Below are 15,480 nucleotides of genomic sequence, written 5' to 3'. Positions count from 1 at the left end.
GTGAACCAACCCTTCTTCTACCCGAGCGTAACCCGCCGCGCCGAACGATCGACCCGGACCACCGCCCCGTCCAGATGCAGTTCGAACCCCGGACAGTCATAAGCTTCCCAAGCTTCTGCCGTCATCGCCCGTCCATCCAGCGTCCGCCACTCCGCCACCAGAGGCACCGTGCGATCGACCACCACCGGCCGCGCGCGTCGCCATGCCGCGCAGTCCGCGACGAACGCCTCCAGCGCCGTGTTCCGTGCCGCCCAGTCGACCCACGAGATCGCATTGTCCTGCGCATAGCCGTTGTTGTTGCCGCGCTGCGTCCGGCCGAACTCGTCGCCGGCGGTCAACTGGATATGCCCGCGCGTCGCGAACAACGTGGCGAGCAGCGCGCGTAGATCGCCCTCGCGCGCCGCCCGGATCGCCGGATCGTCGCTCGGGCCCTCGACGCCGTGGTTCCACGACAGGTTCTCGCCATGCCCGTCGCGATTGTTCTCGCCATTGGCATGGTTGTGCCGATCGACATGCGACACGAGGTCGGCGAGCGTGAACCCGTCATGCGCCGCAAGGAAATTGACGCTGCGGGTCGGCGATCCGAACACGTCGCTCGACCCCATCAGCCGCGTCGCCAATGCCCCCGCGCCGCCATCGCCGCGCCAGAAGCGGCGCACGTCGTCGCGGTAGCGATCGTTCCATTCCAGCCAGTCCGACGGGAAATTGCCGAGCTGATAACCGCCCGGCCCGATGTCCCATGGCTCGGCGATCATCTGCCGCGCGGCCAGCAGCGGATCGGCGGCGATCGCGGCGAAGATCGGCGCCTGCGCATCGAACCCCGGCGAGCGGGCGATCACCGGGGCCAGATCGAACCGGAAGCCGTCGACGCCGGCACACGCGAAGTGCCGCAGCGATTCGACGATCAGGTCGCGCACCCCCGCATCGCCGGCGTCGAGCGTATTGCCGGTGCCGGTATCGTTGATGAGGCTGCCATCCGGCGCATGGGCATAGCTGCGATCGTCCAGCCCGCGCAGCGACAGGACCGGTCCCTCCGCGTCGCTCTCGCCGGTGTGATTGAAAACGAGGTCGAGGATCACCGCGATCCCCGCGTCGTGCAATGCGGCGATGGTGTCGCGCAGTTCGGCGATGCCGCCGGGGGCCAGCCCCGGATCGATCGCCATCGGCACGACCGGATTATAGCCCCACGCATTGCTCAGCCCGAGCGGGGCGAGATGCCGCTCGTCGATCCACGCAACGACCGGCATCAGCTCGATCGCGGTGACGCCGATCCGCTTCAGATGCGCGACGATCGCCGGGTGGGCGAGCGCGGCGATCTTCCCGCGCTGTGCTTCGGGAACGTCGGGGTGGAGCATCGTGAAGCCGCGCACGTTGACTTCGTAGATCAGCCCCGCCGGATCGATCGGCACCGGATCGGGAATCGCGGCGGGCAGGGGGGACGGCACGATCGCACGCGGCACCAGATGCCCCGTCTCCGCGCCGAAACCGGCAAGCGCCGCATCCCACCCGAACCGGCGATCGAGTTCGACCGCATAGGGATCGACGAGCAGCTTGGCCGGATCATGCCACAGTCCGCGATCGGGTGCCCATTCGCCTTCGGCGCGATAGCCATAGCGCTGCCCCGGCCCGACGCCCGGCACCTCGACCACGAACCAGTCGCCGTCGCGCGTCATCGCGACGCGGCGTTCGTCGTCGCCGTCGAACAGGCACAGCCACACCGCATCGGCCCGCCGCGCGCGCACCGCGAAGGCGGTGCCGCCGGGCATCGGACTTGCGCCGGGGATCACGCCGCGATCAGGCTGCGATAGAGTGCGGCATAGCGCGCGCCGCTGCGCGTCCAGCTAAAGTCGGCGCGCATGCCCTGCCGCTGCATCGCGCTCCACAGTGGCGGCTGGCGATACAGGTCGATCGTCCGGCGTAGCGCGTGGACCAGGCCATCGACACTGACGTCACCGAACTGCACGCCGGTGGCGACACCCGCCGCGACCGCCGCCTCGTTGGCGTCGATTACCGTATCGGCGAGGCCACCGGTTCGCGCCACCACCGGCACGCAGCCATAAGCGAGACCGTAGAGCTGCGTCAGCCCGCACGGCTCGAACCGCGACGGGATCAGGATCGCATCGCCGCCGCCTTGCAACAGATGCGACAGCGCCTCGTCATAGCCGATCCGCACCCCGATCGCGCCGGGATGCCGCCGGGCGGCGTCAAGAAACGCGGCTTCGAGCGCGGCGTCGCCCGATCCGAGCAGCGCCAGCCGCCCGCCCAAGGCCACCAGCGTGTCGAGCGTGTCGGCGAGTACGTCCATGCCCTTCTGCCATGTCAGCCGGCTGACCACGACGAAGATCGGGCCATCGCCCCGCGCCAGATCGAACGCCGCCTCAAGCGCACGCTTGTTGGTGCGACGGCGGGCGAGGGTACGGACGGAATAGGGCGCAGGCAGCGCCGTGTCGGCGTGTGGCGACCACACCGCCGGGTCGATGCCGTTGACGATGCCGCTCACCCGGTCGCGCCGGACCTCGATCAGTCCTTCCAGCCCCATGCCGAACGCGGGCCTCCGGATTTCCTCGGCATAGCTCGGCGACACGGTGGTGATCGCCGAGGCGGAAGCCAGCCCGGCTTTCAGCAACCCGACCCCGCCATAATATTCGACGCCGTCGAGCGCGAACGCCGCGTCGGGCAAGCCGAGGTCGGCGAAGACCGTCGCGTCATAATGCCCCTGAAACGCGATATTGTGGATGGTGACGACGCTCGGCACCGCGCTGTCGTCATAGCGCAGATAGGCCGGGGTCAGCGCCGCCTGCCAGTCATGCGCGTGTACCAGATCGAAGTCGCCCGCGATGTCCGCCGCTGCGCGCGACAGGGCCGCGAACCGCCGCCAATTGTCCGCCCAGTCGCGGCCGGTCGCATCGGCATAGGGGCCGCCGTCGCGTGCGAACAGCGTCGGCACGTCGAGCACCAGCAAGGGATGCCCGTCGATCGTGCCACCCAGCAGCCGCGCCGGCTCACCCAGCAGATCGTCCCATGTCCGCACGACCTTTGCGGTCGCCGCCTTCATGACCGCCGGATAGCCGGGCAGCAATGTCACCGTCTCGATCCCGTGCGGGGCGAGCGCGGCGGGCAGGGCGCCGACGACATCGGCAAGGCCGCCGGTCTTGACCAGCGGATAGGCTTCGGACGCGACCGACAGAACGCGCATCGACCGCCCTACAGCCGGTCGATCATCGGCTGGGTGATGAGGCACACCCCGCGTTCGGTCCGGCGGAAACGATGGGCGTCCATCACCGGATCCTCGCCGATCACCAGTCCGTCGGGGATCGTCACCCCGGCGTCGACCACGCATTTGGTGAGCCGCGCGCCACGCCCGATCCGCGTCATCGGCAGCACCACCGATTCGTCGATACTGGCGAAGCTGTGCGCGCGCACCCCGGTGCTGAGCAGGCTGCGATGCACGCTGGCACCCGACACGATGCAGTCGCCCGCGATCAGGCTCGACACCGCGCTGCCGCGCCGCCCGTCGAGGTCATGGACGAACTTGGCGGGCGGGGTGATTTCCGAATAGGTCCACAGCGGCCAGCTCCGGTCGTACAGGTCGAGCTGCGGCACCACGTCGGTCAGATCGATGTTGGCTTCCCAATAGGCATCGACCGTGCCCACGTCGCGCCAGTAGGACCCCGGCTCGTCGGCCGAGCGGACGCAGGAGGCGGAGAAGCGATGCGCCTGCGCATGGCCGTGCCGGACCAGCCACGGGATCAGGTCCTTGCCGAAATCGCGCGACGATCCTTCCTCATCGGCGTCGCGGCGCAACTGTTCGAACAGCAATTCGGTGCGGAAGACATAGATGCCGAGGCTGGCGAGCGCCATGTCGGGATTGTCGGGCATCGCCGGCGGATCGGCGGGTTTCTCGACGAAATCGATGATCCGGTCGGTGCCGTCGACGTGCATCACGCCGAAGCCGGACGCCTCCATCCGCGGCACTTCCATACAGGCGACCGTGACGTCGGCTCCCGTATCGCAGTGCTGCTGAAGCATCAGCTCGTAATCCATCTTGTAGATGTGATCGCCCGCCAGGATCACCATATATTCGGGGCGATAGCTCTGGATGATGTCGATGTTCTGGTAGACGGCGTCGGCGGTGCCCTCATACCACTGGAACTCGCTGATCCGCTGGCTGGCGGGCAGGATGTCGAAGCTTTCGTTGCGTTCGGGGCGCAGGAAGTTCCAGCCGCGTTGCAGGTGGCGGATCAGGCTGTGCGCCTTGTACTGTGTCGCCACGCCGATGCGGCGGATGCCTGAATTGATCGCGTTCGACAGCGCGAAATCGATGATCCGGCTCTTGCCGCCGAAATAGACCGCCGGCTTCGCGCGCGTATCGGTCATCTCGAACAAGCGGCTGCCACGTCCGCCGGCCAGCACATAGGCCATGGCATCGCGTGCCAATGGTTGCCCCCTACGCTCCATACATCCTCCCCGTTTATCGTTCTAATCGAAACCACATTGTCGCGAGCGGCGGCAGCGTCAGCACGACGCTCCCGTCCTTGCCCTCGACAACGCCCAGATTGCCCAGTCCGCTCCCGCCATAGGCGGACGCATCGCTGTTCAGGATTTCGCGCCAGCGCCCGTTCGCCGACACCGGCACGCGGTAGCCGTAACGCGGCACCGGCGTCATGTTGGCGACGACCAGCACCGGCGGCTCGCCCGGTGCACGCCGCTCCCACGCGAACACCGACTGCGCGGCATCGTCGACAACTGCCCAGCAGAACCCGTCACCCTCGCAATCGCGCGCATGGAGCGCGGGGGTGTCGCGGTAGCGATGGTTGAGATCGCGCACCAGCAACGACACGCCAGCATGGGCCGGCGCTTCGAGCAACTCCCAGTCGAGTGCACGTTCCTCCGACCATTCGCGCGCCTGCGCGAACTCCTGCCCCATGAACAGCAGCTTCTTGCCGGGATAGCCCCACATCAACGCATAATAGGCGCGAAGATTGGCGAATTTCTGCCATTCGTCGCCCGCCATCTTCGTCAGCAACGATCCCTTGCCGTGGACGACCTCGTCATGGCTGAGCGGCAGGACGAAATTCTCGGCGAAGGCATAGGTCAGGCCGAAGGTGATGTCGTCATGGTGGTGCTGCCGGTGGACCGGTTCGCGCGCCATGTACGACAGCGTGTCGTGCATGAAGCCCATGTTCCATTTGAACCCGAAGCCCAGCCCCCCTTCATGCGCCGGACGGCTGACGCCGGGCCACGACGTCGATTCCTCGGCGACGGTGAAGACGCCGGGATGCTCGCGGTAGATCGCGCGGTTGGTGGCGCGCAGAAAGTCGACCGCTTCCCAATTCTCGCGCCCGCCATCGGCATTGGGAATCCATTCGCCCGGCTCGCGCGAATAGTCGCGGTAGAGCATCGAGGCGACCGCATCGACGCGCAGGCCATCGACATGATAATGTTCGGCCCAGAACAGCGCGTTGTTGACGAGGAACTGCGACACCTCGCGCCGCCCGAAATTATAGATCGCGGTCTGCCAGTCGGGGTGGAAGCCCAACCGCGGGTCTTCATGTTCGTAGAGCGCGGTCCCGTCGAACTGCGCGAGGCCATGCGCGTCGACCGGGAAATGCGCCGGCACCCAGTCGAGCAGCACGCCGATCCCCGCCTTGTGCGCGCCGTCGACGAAACGCGCGAACCCCGCCGGATCGCCGAAGCGGGCGGAGGGGGCATAAAGGCCGGTCGTCTGATAGCCCCATGACGGATCATAGGGATGCTCGCTGATCGGCAGAAATTCGATATGGGTGAAGCCCATCGCGATGACATAGGGAATCAGCCGGTCGGCCATCCGGTCCCAATGCAGGAAGCCGCCATCGTCCTCGCGCTGCCAGCTTCCGGCATGGACCTCGTAGATCGAGATCGGCACCCGGCGCGGATCGATCGACGCCCAATGCGCGCGGTGCGCCGCATCGTGCCAGTCGTGATCGATCGGCGCGGCGGTGCGCGACGCGGTGGCCGGGCGCAATTCGCTGGCGAAGGCGAACGGATCGGCCTTCAGCGGCAGCAATTGCCCGTCCGGCCCCCGGATGGCGAATTTATACGCCTGCCCTGGTCCGACGTCGGGCAGGAAGATTTCCCACACGCCCACGTCGCCGCGCCGGCGCATCGGGTGGCGCTTCGCGTCCCACCCGTTCCAGTCGCCGACGACGCTCACCACCTGCGCATTGGGCGCCCAGACGGCGAAGTGCATGCCATCGGCGCCTTCGTGGCGAATCGGATGCGCGCCGAGCTTGTCGTGGAGGCGCAGGTGCGTCCCCTCGGCAATCAGGAAATCGTCGGTGGGGCCAAGGACGGGTCCGAAGCTGTACGGGTCCTTCACCCACCATTCGCCGCCGCCGCCGCGCGCGTAATACCACAAGGGCCGGGGCGGGCCGGCGACGATCCCCTCGACCATGCCGTCGCCGACCGGCTTCAACTCGCCGAGCACCGTGCCCGACAGGTCATGCGCCAGCACCTTCTGCGCACCGGGCAGCCATGCGCGCACGAAGGTGCCGGCGGGGCCGGCATGCGGCCCCAACAGGGCGAACGGATCGGCTTGCCTGCCTTCAAGGAGCGCGGCGATCGCGTCCGCCGAAGGCGTCACATCACGCCCCAGATGTCGCGGGCATATTCGCCGATCGTGCGGTCGGACGAGAACCAGCCGACGCCGGCCACGTTGCGGATCGCACTGGCATTCCACCCGGCACGGTCTTGCCAGCGGCGGTCGACGTCGCGCTGCGCGGTGGCATAGCTGTCGAAGTCGGCGGCGCACAGGAACCAGTCGCTGTTCTCGATCCCCTCGATCAGCCCGACATAGCGGGTCGGATCGTCATGGCTGAACACCCCGCCCTTGATCGCCGCCAGCGCCTGCGCCAGTTCGGGCGACGCGGCGATCGCCTCGCGCGGGTCATATCCGGCGGCGCGCTTCGCCGCGACCTCGTCGGCGGTCATGCCGAAGATGATGATGTCCTCGGCACCGACATGGTCGCGGATTTCGACGTTCGCCCCGTCCAAGGTGCCGATGGTCAGCGCGCCGTTCAGCGCCAGCTTCATGTTGCCGGTGCCCGATGCCTCCATCCCGGCCGTGCTGATCTGTTCGGACAAGTCGGCCGCCGGCATGATCTTCTCCGCCAGCGACACATTGTAGTTGGGGATGAATGCGACGCGCAGCAGGTTGCCGACCGCCGGATCGGCGTTCACCCGCCGCGCCACGTCGCCCGCCAGTTTGATGATCTGCTTGGCGTTGTGATAGCTCGGCGCGGCCTTACCGCCGAACAGCTTCACGCGCGGGGTCCAGTCGCGTTCGGGATGGCTGCGGATCTGGTCGTACAGCGCCACCGTCTCGAGGATGTTGAGCAACTGGCGCTTGTATTCGTGGATGCGCTTCACCTGCACGTCGAACATCGCCTGCGGATCGAGCCGGACGCCCATCGTCTCGCGCAGATGCTGCGCCAGCCGCGACTTGTTCGCGCGCTTCACCTGCTCGAACTTTTCGCGGAACGCGGCATCCTCGGCGAAGGGGCGCAGATCGGCCAGTTTCGCCGCATCGTCGAGGAAACCGTCGCCGATCGCCTCGCGAATCAATGCGGTGAGCGCTGGGTTGCTCTCGAACAGCCAACGCCTGGGGGTGATGCCGTTGGTCTTGTTGTTGATCCGCGTGGGATACAGCCGGTGGAGATCGGCGAAGACCGTCTGCTTCATCAGGTCGGTATGCAACGCCGCCACGCCATTGACGCTGTGGCTGCCGACGAACGCGAGGTTGGCCATCCGCACCCGCCGCTCGCCGCCCTCGTCGATCAGGCTGATCGACGAGATCGCGCCGTCGTCGATCCCCTTGGCGCGCGCCTCGCGCAGCACCTTGGCGTTGATCGCGTAGACGATCTGCATGTGTCGGGGCAGCAGCCGCTCGAAGAGGGGGAGGGGCCAGCTTTCCAGCGCCTCGGGCAGCAGCGTGTGGTTGGTATAGCCGAACGTTGCCTTGGTGATCGTCCATGCCTCGTCCAGATCGAGCGCATGTTCGTCGATCAACAGCCGCATCAGTTCGGCGACCGACACCGCCGGATGCGTATCGTTCAACTGGATCGCCGCCTTGTCCGCCAGCGTGCGGATGTCGCCGGAATATTGGACGTGGCGGCGCACGATGTCCTGGATCGAAGCGGAGGAGAAGAAATACTCCTGCCGCAGCCGCAGCTCCTGTCCGGCGGGCGTCGCATCGGCGGGATAGAGGACGCGAACCAGCGTTTCGGCACGCACCTGTCCGGCCAGCGCGCCTTCATGGTCGCCGGCGTTGAACCGGTCGAGCCGGATCGGGTCATAGGCGCGCGCGGTCCACAACCGCAGCGTGTTCACCCGCGCCCCGCGCCAGCCGATCACCGGCGTGTCGACCGCCATCGCCTCGACCATCTCGGCCGGGTGCCAGTGGACCGCGCCATTCTCGTCGCCGGTCACTTCGCCGCCGAAGCCGACCGGATAGGCGCTCTCGCGCCGCTCGAACTCCCACGGATTGCCGTGCCGCAGCCACGTTTCGGGCAGTTCGACCTGCCAGCCATTGTCGATCCGCTGGCGGAACATGCCGTTCACATAGCGGATGCCATAGCCATAGGCGGGCAGATCGAGCGTCGCGAGGCTTTCCATGAAGCACGCCGCCAGCCGGCCGAGGCCACCGTTGCCGAGCGCGGCATCGGGTTCCTCGTCCTCCAGCGTCGACAGATCGACGCCGAGCGACGCCAGCGCCGCGCGCACCTCGTCGCTGCGCGACAGATTGGCGATCGCGTCGCGCAGCAGCCGCCCGATCAGGAATTCGAGGCTGAGATAATAGACCCGCTTCGCGCCATCGGCATGCGCCTGCTTGCTCGACGTCATCCAGCGTTCGATCACGTCGTTGCGGACGGTCAGGATCGTGGCGGCCAGCCAGTCGTGCGGCAGCGCGGCCTGCGCGTCCTTGCCGATCCGGTGGATCAGCGTGTCGAGAATGGCATCGGCGAGCGGTGGCGTGGGCGAAGCGGCGGCGGCAAGGGCAGGCTGGGTCACGCGGGCTCCTGAATCGGACAAGACGACAGTATCGATTGCGAAACGCTTGTCACGCGCAATACGTATGCGTGATGACGCTCGTTCCGACCGCAGAACAAAATATGCGGCGGTGCAACGATATTGGCGGTTTTCAGCCGATCGTAATGCTATCCGGCGTCGTCGGGCCGCACCCCTGCCGTCGACTATCCGACCAGCACGACATGCAGGAACCGTGGCCCATGCGCGCCGCGGACATATTGCCCTTCAATATCGGTCGTCCCCGACACGCCCGTCACCCAGTAATGCGCGCGGTGCCCGGCCAGATCGGCGGGAATATCCTCCAGCCGGTCGACCAGCGTGTCGGCCGCCAGCACGACGATGTGGTGCAGCGTCAGGAAGTTGGGCAGCATCGGTGCATCGGGCGCGGTTTCGAACACCAGCGACCCGCTTTCGGCAGCGCCCGCCTTCGCCACCGCCAGCGCCGCCGGCTGATCGGGCAGCGCGGCATCGGTGATCGCGAAGCCCGACCAGTCGAGCCCGAGCACCGCCGGATCGGGCGGCAGGTAGAGCGCCGGCGCGAGGCCGGCCTCGCCCAGATAGCGCCCGACCGCCGCCGGCAGCGCGTCCAACGCCCCGATCCGCTCGATCGTCGCCGACACGCTCGGTGCCGCCAGCCGGCCGGCGAATCGTTCGGCGAGCGTGCCCGCCGGTTCGGGTGGCCGCTCGTTGCCGCGCACCAGCGCTGCCGCCTGTTCGGCGAGGTCCGCCGGCACCGCGCGGCGCAGCTTGTCGAGGATCGCGTCGCGCGCGCTCATCGCCGCTTGCCCCTGGCATATTGCGCCATGAACGTGCCGCCTTCCGGTGCCGGCATGTCGCGGTGCGCGGTCCATGCCCCGGCCAGCGGCAATTTGGCGATCCAGCCGCGCTTCGCCAGCAACCGCATCGACTGCACCGCCGCCGCGCTCGCCAGCCGGTAGAGCCTGGGCCGCAGCACCAGCCGTCGCCACCAGCCCAGCCCCTGCCGCATCGTCACCGGCTCCAGCCCCTCGCGCCAGCTCTTCTCGCGCCAGCCGCGCAACAGGGTGGGGAGGGGGATGTTGACCGGGCATACCTCCTGACACCGTCCGTTCATCGTGCAGGCGTGCGCCAGATCGCGGTTGGCCGACAGCCCGTCGAGCGCCGGGGTCAGCACCGCGCCCATCGGCCCGGGATAGGTGCCGCCATAGGCATGGCCGCCGACCTGCCGGAACACGACGCAGTGGTTCATGCACGCCCCGCAACGTATGCAGCGCAGCATGTCTTTCAGCGCCGCATCGTCGCGCATCGCGCTGCGGCCGTTGTCGACCAGCACGATGTGCATTTCCGCCGGTCCGTCGCGGTCGCCGGCGCGTTTCGGCCCGGTATAGAAGGTCGTATATTGGGTCAGCGCCGCGCCGGTCGCCGATCGCGCCAGCATCCGTAGCATATGGATCGCATGCGGCATCGCCGGCACCAGTTTCTCGATCCCCGCCGTCACGATATGGACGCGCGGCGGCACGATCGACAGTTCGGCATTGCCTTCGTTGGTGACGGTGCAGATGCTTCCCGTATCGGCGATCAGGAAATTGGCGCCCGAGATGCCGACATCGGCCCCGAGCATGCCGACGCGCAAATGCCGCCTGGCGCTCTCCGCCATCGCGGCGATGCTTTCCTCGACATGCGGATCGGCGTGCTTCGCGCGGAACAGCTCGGACACCTGTTCGCGGGTCTTGTGCATCGCCGGCCAGACGATGTGCGACGGCCGCTCGCCCGCCAACTGGATGATGTGTTCGGCCAGATCGGTTTCGATCCGCTCGATTCCCGCCTCCGCCAGCGCGTGGGGCAGGCCGATCTCCTCGCCCAGCATCGATTTCGAGCGCGCGACCGATTTCGCCCCCGCCTTGCGGCACAGATCGATGACGATCTTGGCGGCCTCGTCGGCGGTCTGCGCCCAATGGACCTGCGCGCCCGCCGCAATCGCATTCGCCTCGAACTGTTCCAGATAATGGCCGAGGTTGGCGATCGTGTGATCCTTGATCGCCGCCGCCCGCGCCCGCGCATCCTCGAACGCCGGAAACGCTGCCACCGCCGCCGCGCGCTTGGCCTCGGCGGTGCCGGCGGTGCGTTCGACCGCGATCTTCAGGATCGGATCGGCCAGCGCCAGCTCGACCCGTTGTCCAAAGCTCATCGCGTTTCCCCGATCGCCGGGCCATCGCCCATGCCCGCCAGCACCTCGACGGTGTGGAACGCGCGCACCCCGCTGCCGCGCCGGTGCAGCTTGCCCGCCATGTTCATCAGGCAGCCGAGATCGCCCGCCAGCAGCAGCGCCGCGCCGCTGTCCTCGATCGCCTGTGCTTTTTCCTCGACCACCGCGTTCGAGATGGCGGGATATTTCACGCAGAAAGTGCCGCCGAACCCGCAGCAGGTTTCCGCGCCTTTCAGCGTCACCTGCTCCAGCCCGGCGACCGCGCCGAGCAGGGCGCGCGGCTGACGTTTGACGCCCAGTTCGCGCAAGCCGGAACAACTGTCGTGATAGGCCGCGCTCGTCGCAAGCGCGACGCCGGCGGGCCGCCAGCCCTGTGCGTCGAGGAACGACAGGATTTCATGCGTTTTGGCCGACACTGCTTCCGCCCGCGCCAACCATGCCGGATCGTCGGCGAACAATTCGGGATAATGGGCCTTGATCGTGCCGCCGCACGATCCGCTCGGCACCACGATCGTGTCGTACGGTTCGAGCGTGGCGATCGTCGCCCTGGCGATTTCCACCGCGCCTGCCCGGTCGCCCGAATTGAACGCCGGCTGCCCGCAACAGGTCTGCCCCTGCGGTACGATCACGTCGAACCCGGCTTCTTCCAGCACCTTGATGCTGGCGAAGCCGATCGATGGCCGCATCGCATCGACCAGACAGGTGACGAACAGGGCGACGGTCGGTCGGGTCACAGTCCGTGCCGCTTCGCCCAGGCGAAGAACAACCGTGTCCACGGGGCCGGTTGTCCGTCGATCGTGACGCCAAAGCCATGGCCACCGATTTCGGGCAGATAGGCTTCGGCCGGCACCTTCGCCCGGCGCAGCGCGGCGAGCAGCGCGAGGCCGTTGTCGACCGACACGACCCGGTCATCGATCGCATGGGCGATGAACGTCGGCGGACTCGCCGTCGTGATCCGCGCGTCGGTGCGGTAACGCAGCGCGACGTCGGGCGCGGGGTCCTTGCCCAGCAACTGGTCCTGCGATCCCCGGTGGGTGCCCGGCACCCCCATCAGCGCGACCGGATAGAGCAGCCCCGCCGCGCGAACGCCCAGCGGCTGGGCATCGGCGGCATCGACCGCGCGGTACGTCTCGTCGCCGCGATACGCCAGCATCGCCGCCAGATGCCCGCCGGCGGAAAAGCCCATCACCCCGATCCGGTCGATCGCGACGCCATTGGCCTTCGCCTCGGCCTTGACGATCCGCAGCCCGCGCTGCGCGTCCTGCAACGGCGCATCGGGTCCCGCCGCCCAAGGATCGCCCGGCAGGCGATATTTGAGCAGATAGGCGTGATAGCCCTGATCGGCGAAGAATTGCAGCAACGCCCGGCCGCCATTGCCGATCGCGACGCGCAGATAGCCGCCGCCGGGGATCAACAGGATCGCCGCGCCATTGGGTTTGGCCGGGGCGACATGCGCCATCGTCGGCGTGGTGACATGGAGGAAGGCGGTGTCGTCCTTCGGACCGGTCGGCGAGCGCGGGATTTCCTGCTCGACCTCGGTCACTTTCTCGCCGCCGGGTGCCTTGCCCGGCCAGATCGGACGATAGGTCAGGGGGGCAGGAGCCTGCGCCGGCAGCGCGGCGGCAAGCCCCAGCGCCACCGTACCGCCCAGCAGCGTCCGCCGTGCGAGGATCACCGACATGCCGTGCTTCCCAGCGGCGTCGTCCGCGTCAGGTCGGGGCGATCCTTTGCCACCTTCGCCGCCACCGGCAGCCCGGTACGCGCCAGATCGGCGGCGATCAGCTCGGCGATGCCGCGTGCGCCCAGTTCGCTGAAATGGGTGTCGTCGGCGATGCCGTCCTTGAACCCTGGCCAGCGTCCCGCCGGATAATGGAGGAACAGCGCCTTGGACGGCTCGATCCCCTTGCCGTCGACCCAGCCGCGCGACGACGCTTCGAGGTCGATCAACTGCGTCCCCGTTGTCGCCGCGATGTCGCGCACCACCGCAGACCATGGGGCGAAGTCCGCCTTGGTCCGGCCGTCCGGCCCGAACGAGCGCCGCGTGACCGGGGTGATGAGGATCGGCGTCGCGCCGCGCCCCTTCGTCTCCCACACCATCCGCAGCAGGTTGTCGCGATACAGCGTCGCCGCCGGAGCATAGCGTTCGGGCTTGTTCTGGCTGGCGTCGTTGTGGCCGAACTGGATCAGCACCACGTCGCCCGCTTTCATATCGGCCATGATCTTGTCCCACCGCCCCTCGGCGATGAAGCTCTTGGTCGAACGACCACCCATCGCCCGGTTTTCGACCTTCACGTCGCCGGTGAGGCCGCACGGCAGCATCTGCCCCCAGCCGGTCTGCGGATAGCGATCCTGCTTGTAGGTTTGCGCGGTCGAATCCCCGGCGATGAAGATCGTCTCGGCGGTGGCCGGCGCGGCGGCCAGCAGCGCGAGGGCGAGTGCGAGCGGCCTCACTGGAGGTTCACGAACATGCCGCCGTCGACCAGCAGCGCAGCACCAGTGACATAGGCTGCCATGTCGGAGGCGAGGAACACAATCGGCCCGACCATGTCCTCAGGTCTTCCCAGCCGGCCGAGCGGCACGCGGCTTTCCATATACTTGCGCTTGCCCTCGTCGGCGAGGTCGTCCTTGTTGATCTCGGTCAGGATCGTGCCCGGCAGCACCGAATTGCAGCGGATGCCGTGCCGGCCCAGCGCAATGGCGGTCGACTGCATCAGCGAATGGACCCCCGCCTTGGTCGGGGTATAATGCGTCTGATATTCGCCGCCGACCAGCGCCGAGATCGACGAGACGGCGACGATCGCGCCGCCTTCGCCCTGCTCGACCATCGCCCGCGCTGCCGCCTGGCACATGTAATAGGCGCCGTGCAGGTTGACGCGCAGCGTCCGCTCCAGCGTTTCCGCGGGCATTTCGAGGAAGCTGTGGAACGGGCAGATGCCCGCGTTCGATACCATCACGTCGACCCGACCGAACTCGGCCACCGCCTTCGCGACGAAATCGGTCGCGGTCGCGGCCTCGGCCACGTCGCCCTTGATCGCGAGGCCGCGCTGACCCGTAGCCTCGATCGCGGCGATACAGGCATCGGCGTCGGCATCGCGGCTGTGATAGTTGATGACGACGTTCGCGCCAGCTTGCGCCGCGCCGATCGCCGCCGCGCGACCGATGCCGGTCGACGCGCCCGTCACCAATACTGTCTTGCCTTCCAACAGCTTCATCACGCTCTCCACATCATTTCCGGCGTCGCTTCTGCAACGCTTGGGTTTCGGGGGACCAGCCGAGATCGCGGCTGATCCGCTCGGCGGTGCCGCGCACCTCGACGCTCAGCGTCGCCATGCGGGCATCGTCCATATATTGCGCGGCGCTCGACACGCTGATCGCGCCGGCGATCCGCCCCGACGCATCGCGCACGGGGGCGGCGACGCAGCGGATTAGATCCTCGTTTTCTTCCAAGTCATAGGCATGGCCGCTGGCGACATAGCCGCGCATCCGTTCCAGCCACACCGCGAAGTCTGGGCGGCGCGTGCCTGGCGGATGTTCCGCCTCGAACACCCGGGTCCAGTGCGCCTCGTCGTCGTCGAGCAGCAGCGCCTTGCCCAGACCGGTCGAGGTCAACGGCTGGCGATCGCCGATCCGGCTGGAGATGTCGACGCGCCGCCGCCCCGGTATCTTGTCGAGATACAGCGCCAGATTATCGTCCAGCCGCCCGAAATGGACGGTATCCTCGCTCTGCGCGGCCAGTTCCTCGATCCGCGGCCGGGCGATCTGCACGATGTCGGCCTGTCCCTGTGCCAGAAAACCGAGCTGCAACAGCTTCGGCCCCAACAGATAGCCCTCGCGCGGCAGGAAGGTGAGGAAACCCCGGTCGATCAACGCATTGGCAAGGCGGTGCGTCGTCGAGCGCGTCAGCCCCATGCGCTGCGACAGTTCGGCCAGCTTCACCGGCCCGTCGATCACCTGATCGAGCAGGTCGAGCCCGCGCACCAGCGTCTGGCTGCCTTGCGTCTTGTTCTCCGGCCTGGTCCCCGTTTCCAGCGGAACGGCGGCGTCGGACGGCGATTCTTCGTTTGACGGGTTCTGTCTCATCTAGTAGCATCCTATCCCATAAAGTGAGAAAGTAAACCAGCCGGAGCGGATGTTTCGCGGCACTTGCCGCAAAAAGGGTTCCAACTATTCGACCATATGCTGACATCGTACCACATGATGGTACGGCTTGGCGTGTGGTTTTCCAGTTC

12 protein-coding genes are annotated in these 15,480 nt (G+C 67.5%); all 12 read right to left on the bottom strand.

Features of this window, described 5'->3' with window-relative positions; translation table 11 throughout:
- Window positions 1–17: 17 nt before the first annotated feature.
- Window positions 18–1,766 (bottom strand): glycogen debranching protein GlgX, encoded by a 1,749-nt coding sequence (gene glgX, locus LRA89_RS16885; protein ID WP_230772122.1) that lies wholly within the window; start codon window positions 1,764–1,766, stop codon window positions 18–20.
- Window positions 1,767–1,783: 17 nt separating this feature from the next.
- Window positions 1,784–3,196, bottom strand: coding sequence for a glycogen synthase GlgA (gene glgA, locus LRA89_RS16880; RefSeq protein ID WP_230772120.1), 1,413 nt, complete (start codon window positions 3,194–3,196; stop codon window positions 1,784–1,786).
- Between the two features lie 8 nt (window positions 3,197–3,204).
- A complete protein-coding gene (gene glgC / locus LRA89_RS16875; protein WP_082448372.1) occupies window positions 3,205–4,458 on the bottom strand; it encodes a glucose-1-phosphate adenylyltransferase in 1,254 nt (417 codons plus the stop codon).
- Window positions 4,459–4,471: 13 nt separating this feature from the next.
- Entirely contained in the window at window positions 4,472–6,622 is a 2,151-nt protein-coding gene (gene glgB / locus LRA89_RS16870) for a 1,4-alpha-glucan branching protein GlgB (protein ID WP_230772118.1), read from the bottom strand.
- Window positions 6,619–9,048, bottom strand: a complete 2,430-nt coding sequence (locus LRA89_RS16865) for a glycogen/starch/alpha-glucan phosphorylase (RefSeq protein ID WP_230772116.1) — start codon at window positions 9,046–9,048, stop codon at window positions 6,619–6,621. The genes glgB and LRA89_RS16865 overlap by 4 nt, the downstream gene beginning before the upstream one ends.
- 182 nt (window positions 9,049–9,230) lie before the next feature.
- Window positions 9,231–9,842 carry a LutC/YkgG family protein gene (locus tag LRA89_RS16860; RefSeq protein WP_230772113.1) on the bottom strand — a complete coding sequence of 204 codons (612 nt, stop codon included), beginning with the start codon at window positions 9,840–9,842 and terminating at the stop codon, window positions 9,231–9,233.
- On the bottom strand, window positions 9,839–11,233 hold the full coding sequence (locus tag LRA89_RS16855) for a lactate utilization protein B (protein WP_230772111.1): 1,395 nt from the start codon (window positions 11,231–11,233) through the stop codon (window positions 9,839–9,841). Before LRA89_RS16855 ends, LRA89_RS16860 begins: the two co-directional genes overlap by 4 nt.
- Window positions 11,230–11,985 carry a (Fe-S)-binding protein gene (locus LRA89_RS16850; protein ID WP_230772108.1) on the bottom strand — a complete coding sequence of 252 codons (756 nt, stop codon included), beginning with the start codon at window positions 11,983–11,985 and terminating at the stop codon, window positions 11,230–11,232. The genes LRA89_RS16855 and LRA89_RS16850 overlap by 4 nt, the downstream gene beginning before the upstream one ends.
- On the bottom strand, window positions 11,982–12,932 hold the full coding sequence (locus tag LRA89_RS16845; protein ID WP_230772106.1) for an alpha/beta hydrolase: 951 nt from the start codon (window positions 12,930–12,932) through the stop codon (window positions 11,982–11,984). Before LRA89_RS16845 ends, LRA89_RS16850 begins: the two co-directional genes overlap by 4 nt.
- Window positions 12,923–13,702, bottom strand: coding sequence for a rhamnogalacturonan acetylesterase (locus tag LRA89_RS16840; RefSeq protein ID WP_230772104.1), 780 nt, complete (start codon window positions 13,700–13,702; stop codon window positions 12,923–12,925). Before LRA89_RS16840 ends, LRA89_RS16845 begins: the two co-directional genes overlap by 10 nt.
- The gene (locus tag LRA89_RS16835; protein WP_230772102.1) at window positions 13,699–14,463 is read right to left on the bottom strand and encodes an SDR family NAD(P)-dependent oxidoreductase; all 765 of its coding nucleotides are present in this window, start codon (window positions 14,461–14,463) and stop codon (window positions 13,699–13,701) included. Before LRA89_RS16835 ends, LRA89_RS16840 begins: the two co-directional genes overlap by 4 nt.
- A 13-nt stretch (window positions 14,464–14,476) precedes the next feature.
- Window positions 14,477–15,331: an IclR family transcriptional regulator gene (locus LRA89_RS16830; protein WP_230772099.1), complete on the bottom strand. Its 855-nt coding sequence runs from the start codon at window positions 15,329–15,331 to the stop codon at window positions 14,477–14,479.
- Between the last annotated feature and the right edge of the window lie 149 nt (window positions 15,332–15,480).

Source organism: Sphingomonas sp. Leaf4 (assembly GCF_920939515.1).
GTDB lineage: Bacteria > Pseudomonadota > Alphaproteobacteria > Sphingomonadales > Sphingomonadaceae > Sphingomonas.
The sequence above is the reverse complement of the archived record's forward strand: the minus strand, read 5'-3'. Positions and strand labels throughout refer to the sequence as shown.

Coding starts and splice junctions, on each gene's coding strand:
- glgX (WP_230772122.1), bottom strand. CDS start 1,766: ATGCCCGGCGGCACCGCCTTCGCGGTGCGCGCGCGGCGGGCCGATGCG.
- glgA (WP_230772120.1), bottom strand. CDS start 3,196: ATGCGCGTTCTGTCGGTCGCGTCCGAAGCCTATCCGCTGGTCAAGACC.
- glgC (WP_082448372.1), bottom strand. CDS start 4,458: ATGGAGCGTAGGGGGCAACCATTGGCACGCGATGCCATGGCCTATGTG.
- LRA89_RS16860 (WP_230772113.1), bottom strand. CDS start 9,842: ATGAGCGCGCGCGACGCGATCCTCGACAAGCTGCGCCGCGCGGTGCCG.
- LRA89_RS16855 (WP_230772111.1), bottom strand. CDS start 11,233: ATGAGCTTTGGACAACGGGTCGAGCTGGCGCTGGCCGATCCGATCCTG.
- LRA89_RS16845 (WP_230772106.1), bottom strand. CDS start 12,932: ATGTCGGTGATCCTCGCACGGCGGACGCTGCTGGGCGGTACGGTGGCG.
- LRA89_RS16835 (WP_230772102.1), bottom strand. CDS start 14,463: ATGAAGCTGTTGGAAGGCAAGACAGTATTGGTGACGGGCGCGTCGACC.
- LRA89_RS16830 (WP_230772099.1), bottom strand. CDS start 15,331: ATGAGACAGAACCCGTCAAACGAAGAATCGCCGTCCGACGCCGCCGTT.